This window comes from Bifidobacterium panos, assembly GCF_012932445.1.
GTDB lineage: Bacteria > Actinomycetota > Actinomycetes > Actinomycetales > Bifidobacteriaceae > Bifidobacterium > Bifidobacterium panos.
Genome location: NZ_JAAIIJ010000011.1, coordinates 1 through 6,518, shown reverse-complemented (window position 1 = coordinate 6,518; position 6,518 = coordinate 1). Strand labels below are relative to the sequence as shown.

The 6,518-nt window shown below is 62.0% G+C and carries 5 protein-coding genes; 3 read left to right on the top strand and 2 right to left on the bottom strand.

Annotation, left to right across the window (positions count from 1 at the left end; translation table 11 throughout):
* A partial coding sequence (locus G1C94_RS03315) for a sugar kinase (protein ID WP_172144627.1) occupies positions 1 to 805 on the top strand: 805 nt, incomplete at its 5' end.
* A 66-nt stretch (positions 806 to 871) separates the two neighbouring features.
* Positions 872 to 1,741: an acyltransferase domain-containing protein gene (locus tag G1C94_RS03310; protein WP_172144625.1), complete on the top strand. Its 870-nt coding sequence runs from the start codon at positions 872 to 874 to the stop codon at positions 1,739 to 1,741.
* Between the two features lie 126 nt (positions 1,742 to 1,867).
* Here the strand turns inward: G1C94_RS03310 and G1C94_RS03305 are convergent, their stop codons facing one another.
* Entirely contained in the window at positions 1,868 to 2,986 is a 1,119-nt protein-coding gene (locus tag G1C94_RS03305; RefSeq protein ID WP_253902293.1) for a glycoside hydrolase family 88/105 protein, read from the bottom strand.
* Between the two features lie 255 nt (positions 2,987 to 3,241).
* Between G1C94_RS03305 and G1C94_RS03300 the strand changes: the two genes are divergently transcribed.
* Positions 3,242 to 5,284, top strand: a complete 2,043-nt coding sequence (locus G1C94_RS03300) for a DUF6020 family protein (protein WP_172144623.1) — start codon at positions 3,242 to 3,244, stop codon at positions 5,282 to 5,284.
* Between the two features lie 281 nt (positions 5,285 to 5,565).
* Here G1C94_RS03300 and G1C94_RS03295 read toward each other — a convergent pair whose 3' ends face one another.
* Positions 5,566 to 5,916, bottom strand: a complete 351-nt coding sequence (locus tag G1C94_RS03295) for a hypothetical protein (protein WP_172144621.1) — start codon at positions 5,914 to 5,916, stop codon at positions 5,566 to 5,568.
* Positions 5,917 to 6,518 lie beyond the last annotated feature (602 nt).

Genomic DNA, 6,518 nt, shown 5'->3' with positions numbered 1-6,518 from the left:
ACTGGGGCAACTGGGGCAACTGGGGCAACTGAGCCAGCGGGCAGGCGACCCGCAGCAGGCGCACATGCCGGTGATTTGCGTGGGGCTTCACGGCGCCGACTTCCCCGAGCAGCTGGCTGCGGCAAGCTCGCTGCTGAGCCAGCGCTGCCCGGGGACGGTGATGGTGGTCAATGACGCCGAATTGCTCGGGCCAGCCATCGGCATGTACGAAAGCATCAACATGGTGGTGGGCACCGGCTCGAATGTCGTCGGGCAGACCAGCGACCATACGATGCTGCGGGCGGGGGGCTACGGGTTCGGCTGGCTGTTGGGCGATTTCGGCAGCGCCCCTTCGCTGGCGCGCGAGTCCGTGCGCGAGCTGCTGCTCGACGCCACACTGCACGGCGAAGACGCGGCCGCGCGTGACGCGCTGTGGCCCCTGCTGGCCGAGCGTTTGGACATTCGCGCCATCACCGAGCTGCCGTTGGCGATCGGGGCGCATATCGGCGAGACCGAATGGGGTTCGCTTGCGCCGCTGGTGTTCGCGGCTGTCAATAACGGCTCGCATGTGACCCAAACCACCCTGAACTTCGCAGTCGACGTGCTCGGCGGTTCCGTCGAATCGCTCATCAAGCAGGGTGCCGTCGGCAATGCGGTGGTGGCCGCGGGGGGTGTCATCACGCACCAGCCTGTGATGCAACAGTTGTTGCGTGAGCGGCTCGCGCAGGTTCGCACCAGGCCGTTGACGCTGCATATTCTCGACCGTCCGCCGATCGACGGCGCTCTCGCCCTGGCCGCGCAGAAGTGCTTGGAACTGGCCGAGTAGCGCTTAATTGTTGCTTGACGAACCAACGAACCGACGAATCATAGAACCATCGAAAACAGGAGTTTCATGTCAATGGATCGCTCTGCCACCATGCAGCTGGCGCATGAGATTGCCATGCCCGACTATGTGCTGGATAAGTTCCACGAATTCGAGCTGCGTGGCATGTATTGCGCGGACGAGAACCCCGAACTCGACTCCCTGTTGCGCTCCCTAAGCGACCAGACGACCAGCAAGCAGGCGCGCGAAGAGCTGGTGGAATGGCTCAAATCCGCGCCCGTCGACAACACCGAGGGGCTTGGCATGCTGTATTGCATGCTGACTTGCGCGGCGCAATACTCGCACCCGCTGTATGCGCGGGAGGGGATCGGGGACAGCGTCTTCATCGAGACGATGCGTGATTTCACGCGGTTCACCTGCGAGAGTCTGTCGCGCTTCGGGCGGTATCGTTTCGACCGTGATTTCTGGATGTACCATCATCTCTGCCTGGCGCTGTTCCGGCTGGGCACGCTGGAGTACGAATACGCCTATGACCTCTCGGACATTCCAGCGGCATTCGGCGCCGCGCCTTGCATGAAGCTGCACATCCCCTCCGACGCCTCGCTGAGCGCGCAAGACATCGACCGGTCGCTGGAGCTGAGGGACGCTTTTCTCGGCCGGCACTTTGCGCAATGGCTGGCTTTGCCGACGACATGCGAGAGCTGGATGCTGGATCCGTCGCTCAAGCGGATGCTGCCCGAAAACAGCAAGATTCTGGCATTTCAGCAGCGCTTTACCTTGGTGGGCGTCGAGCCGTCCGAGGATTGGCGCGAATTTGTGTTCAACACCAATCCGCTGCCCGTGGCCGATTTGCCGGAGCGAACGTCGTTGCAGCGCAATATGAAACGCCATCTGCTCGCGGGCGGAAGCGTCGGGGACGGATTGGGGATTTTGCGTTAGGCCGGGGGCTGTCCGCGGGGGTGCAACCCAACAATACTGTTATATATAAAACGGGCGCCGGCCTTACGACCAAACGCCCGTCACACGCAATGCGCAACGCACAACACGCAAGAATCGAAAACAAATCTAGCGCGTCGCCATCTCAAACTCGGTGCACATCAGCAGGAACGCACCCACGCCGTGCAGATCGTTCACGCTGGTGGGGCGAGCGCAATAGAAGTCGTAATCGCCCACGCCGGTGCCGATGCACACATCGCCCACCAGCAGATCGCGCGCCGCGTTGCCCTCGGCGTCGGTCGTCTCCTCCCAGCGCAACGAATCGATGACCCCCTGGTAGCCCCGGCGGGCGCGATCCAGATATTCCGCCGGCAGAATGCCCAGGCGCACGGCTTTGCTCAGCCCCGCGACGTACAGGCAGGTGCAGGAGTTCTCGGGCCAGTTGCCCGCGGCACCAACCTTGTCCACAACCTGCCACCAGCGGCCGTCCTCACCCTGGTATTTGCACAGCGAAATGAGCAAATCGCCGGCAATCGTCTCAAGCGCGGCGCGCTCGTGATGATTGGCCGGCATGTAGTCGAGCTCGTTGAGAATGGCCACCGGCACCCAGCCCATCGAGCGGCCCCAATATTCGGGCGACAGGCCCGTTTGCGGGTCGGCCCACGGCTGGGCGCGCTCGGGGTCGTAGGCGTGACGCCACAAGCCGGTCGTCTCGACGCGCGTCTTCTCGCGCATCAGCTTCACCTGAAAGACGGCCTCGTTAATCAGATCGGGACGGTTGAACCTGGCGCCGTATTCGACCATGAACGGACCGCCCATATACAGGCCGTCGAGCCACATCTCACGCGGCGCACGGTCGTTGTGCCAGTAGCCGCCCTCGTCGTTCTTGGGGTAGATGTCGATGTCGCTCACCAGCTCGTCCAGCGCCGTCCGGTAGCACTGCTCCTGCGTGTACTCCAACAGCGGGAACAGCAGAATGCCGGGCTGAATGTCGTCCAAGGCGTTGCGGTCGTGATTGAGCACCTCGCCGCTTTCGGTCACGTTGGAATCGACCCAGTCCTTGATATATTGCAAGTAGCGCTCGTCGCCGTTCAGCTGGTACGTCTGGTACACACCGGACAGAAACACGCCCTGATGGTAATGGAAATGCTTCACTGGCGGCAGCTCGGCGCCGCGGTACTTGCGCTGCATGGTTTCGACGGCGGCCTGCGCATAATCAAGCGGCGATTGCGTTTCATTCATGTTCATAGATCTCCCTTGGTCTATTCACGATAACTATGTTATTTGCACATTCACCAATATTTATCGTTTTGATAAATACTAATCTCACTATACCCCATTCCACAACACCACTCACCCACCTTTTACAACATTCCCCACAACACCAGCTATCGCCCATGGCGCGGTGTTTTCCCGGCGCCACGGCACCACAAAACGTTGAAATTCCAACAAAACCGCGCCATGGGAACACCGCGCCATGGCAATCAGAAGGCGTGAGATAAAATGGCGGGCATGAGTGCTGCCGCGACAACCACTGCCAAATACCGTCTCGCGCGTATTGGCGCGGTTGCGCGGTGGGCGTTGGCCGTGGCAGCGTGCCTGTGGCTGGCATGGTGCACGGCGGTGGGGCCGCTGTATTGGGACGACTCCTCGATTGCCGACTTCGGCTGGGTGAACGCGCTGTTCGGCCTGCTTGCGTTCGCCGTCTATCTGTTCATCGTCGTGGCTTTGGTGCGCCTGTCGCGCCGCCAACCCGTACTCGGCTGGGCAACCAACCGCACCACCGGCGAGCGGGTGCCGCGTCACCTCGTCCCGCAATCCCTGCGCGATGTTTGGCGCGTGAGCATCGGCAAATACCGCGCTTCACGCTTCGGCATGCGCGCCGCGCGTATCCGCACCTTCCTCGCGCGCTGGATCGTGCGCTGCACCGACCGCCGCTGGAAAATCGCGCTCGTGCTGTTCATCGGCTGGCTGTGGGTTCCCACCACCCTGTTCGCCGCGTTCGGCGCGGACCTGCGCAGCCAGGCGCGCGAATTCAGCTGGGCCTGGAACCAGTGGACAGGGATGAAACAGCCGTACATCGGCTTCTTCTCGTTCGTGCCGATGGACATCTATCCCACGGCGCACTATTTGTGGCCCGACAACCCCACGTACCTGACGGACCAGCACAACATCGTGCTGACAATCTGCTACGGCGCCGTGCTCGCGGCATCGCGCCATCTGACCGACGCAAACGACATGGGCATAGTGGTGCTCGCCGCGACGCAATGGCTGTTCGCCATCGGCTGCGTGACCGCCACCACGCATCGTTTCGTCAATTTGCCGTGGCTGCGCCGCAACGATTGCGCCGACTTCGCCCACCCGGAACGCGCGGGGTGCTTCGCGCCCAAGCGGTTCGGCCGGCCCGAATGCGGCATGCGCGCCATATTGCCCCCCCAAGCCGCACATGCCCCAGCGCGCGCGGCGATTCTGCTATTCTTCCTGGCCTGCCCGCTGGCTGTATTCTCGACGATATCGCTGACGAAATCGCCGCTGTTCGCGTTCGCGTTCCTGTGGGCGTTCGGCATCTGGTATGAGCTGGATGCCACCCGGAAGCGCAGTCGGCAGTTGCCCCCGCGCACGCTGGCGGCGCTCGTCACGGCGAACGCGGTGATGCTCGCCAGCGCGAAATACGCCTGGTACATTCTGCTGTTCGAGCTGGTGCTCGCGCTGTTGGCCGACCGCCGCCGCTGGAAAATCTATATAATCGGCTTGCTGGTGCCCACTGTGCTGATTCACGGCGGCATTTCGCTGGCGATTTCCTCGGGGCTGATCATCAGCGGCGACCCCATCGAAAGCCGCGGCGTGCAGTTGCAGCAGATCGCGCGCATCGCGCAACGGGCACCCGAAACCATCCCCGATTCCGCGCGCCAGAAGCTCGCCCCCGTATTCAATCTCGACCAGATGGCCGACGCCTACACACCGCAGGACGCCGACCCTGTGAAGTCCTCGGGCATTCAGTCAAAGAAGGTAAGCTACCGCTGGCGTTCCGTCACGCCGCAAGACATGAAGCGGTTCAACGAGGCATGGGCCGAAATCGTGAAGGCCAATCCGGTGGTGGCGTTGGATGCGCTGATGGCCAAGTGCTACGGCTATTTTGATATTGCGGATATGCCGTACATTTCGATGGAATATTACGTCAACAATGATCAGATGCGCTTCGGCACCACGTGGATAAAATACATCAACTGCGATTGGCGCGCTTGGGTGGCCAATGCGGCCAGCGGTTGGAGCAGAACGCCGGTGTTAGGATGGGTGACGCACGGCAATTTCTATGTCATCGCCACATTGCTGATTGGCGCAGCCGAAGTGATTTTGCGCCGCTGGCGCACGCTTTCCTGGCATCTGCCGCTGCTACTGTTGATGGGCGTGATGATCACCGCGCCGGCGAACAACTTCGAGCGGCACATGCTGCCCGTCGCCTTCTGCTTCGCCTTCCTGTGCCTAACGTTTTGGAGACAGGCAAAGTCCGAGCGTTCCGTTCTTAGCACGCGTAACGGCAACTAGAACCCGGCGGTAAGACAACGGGAAAGCAGGTTAGATTAAGCAATGTACGTGTCTTGGGGCTCGGCTGTTGCCGTGTTCGACACCCTCCGGGCCGGTAGGCCAAGTCTTACGTCTCACACAACAACAGCCGAGCCCAAAGCCGTCTGTGTCTGTTTGAGAGTAGCGCGTCTGTGTCCGCTTGAGAGTAACGCGCGTTTATGTTCGTTGAGAGTAACGCGTTTATGTCTGTTTGGGGGTAGCGCGGTTATGTTCGCACGTCTGTGTTCGTGAGGGTGGCGCGTTTATTCCTGTTTGAGGCGGAGCTCTTCTTCTAGTTGCTGAATACGCAGGGCCTGGGCGGCGATCAGCTGGTCGCGCGGGTCGACGGGCTTGCGCTCCGGCGTGACTGGTTCGGGGGTGCGTTTCCAGCGGGCGAAGGCGCGTTCGATGCGCTTGTAGCCGACGATCTTGGGATCCAGGCCGGCCTCGCGGAACAGGGCCGCGGGTTTTTCGCCCGCCTTGTAGCGGCGCATGCACTCGACGCGGAACCAGTCCGCGTAGCGGATACGCGAGGACGCGTCAATACTGTCCACCGCAGCCAACGACGACAAATACGCCCGCTGACCCGACGTAAACACCTGCGACTCACTCATTGCCGGCCGCCTTTCTCGATGTGTAAGGAACTGAAAAACTTTTGAGGGTCCCGCTGTCTTGCGCGAGGCTCGTGACCCCAAACACGGGGGGGCTAAGGGCCGCGTGTCGTTTTGGCCGCGGCCTTATTTGGTTGTTGTCATTTCGACTTATTGTCATTTCGACCGAGCGCAGCGAGTGGAGAAATCTTGCCTTGCATACTTATGACGTTGGCCGGAAGATTTCTCCGCTTCGGCCTGACGGCCTCCGGTCGAAATGACAGTAAAAGGGGAGGCGTGCCCGGTCGAGATGATATGAGGAAAGGCGGGGGAACGCGGGGCGCGAGCCCCATGTCCCCCGCCTTTCGGAAACCGTCAACCGGTGGCCGGAGCCGGTCGGTTAGGCCGGTCCAGCCGGTGGCCGGGCGGTTGAGCCCGGCCGGGTTGCCGGTTTAGTGGGAGCGGCGGCGGCGCAGGGCACCGGCTGCGAGACCCGCGCCGGCCAGGGCGAGGGCCGTCAGGGCGGCGGTCAGGCCGGTGGCGCCGGTGGACGCCAGGGCGTTCACCTTGCTCCAGCGGGCGTGCAGCTTCTTGCCAATCGCATCCTCCACGCTGGTGACCAGGTT

Excerpts from the sequence above, each read along its gene's own strand:
- G1C94_RS03310 (WP_172144625.1), top strand. The coding sequence starts at position 872 with ATGTCAATGGATCGCTCTGCCACCATGCAGCTGGCGCATGAGATTGCC.
- G1C94_RS03305 (WP_253902293.1), bottom strand. The coding sequence starts at position 2,986 with ATGAACATGAATGAAACGCAATCGCCGCTTGATTATGCGCAGGCCGCC.
- G1C94_RS03300 (WP_172144623.1), top strand. The coding sequence starts at position 3,242 with ATGGCGGGCATGAGTGCTGCCGCGACAACCACTGCCAAATACCGTCTC.
- G1C94_RS03295 (WP_172144621.1), bottom strand. The coding sequence starts at position 5,916 with ATGAGTGAGTCGCAGGTGTTTACGTCGGGTCAGCGGGCGTATTTGTCG.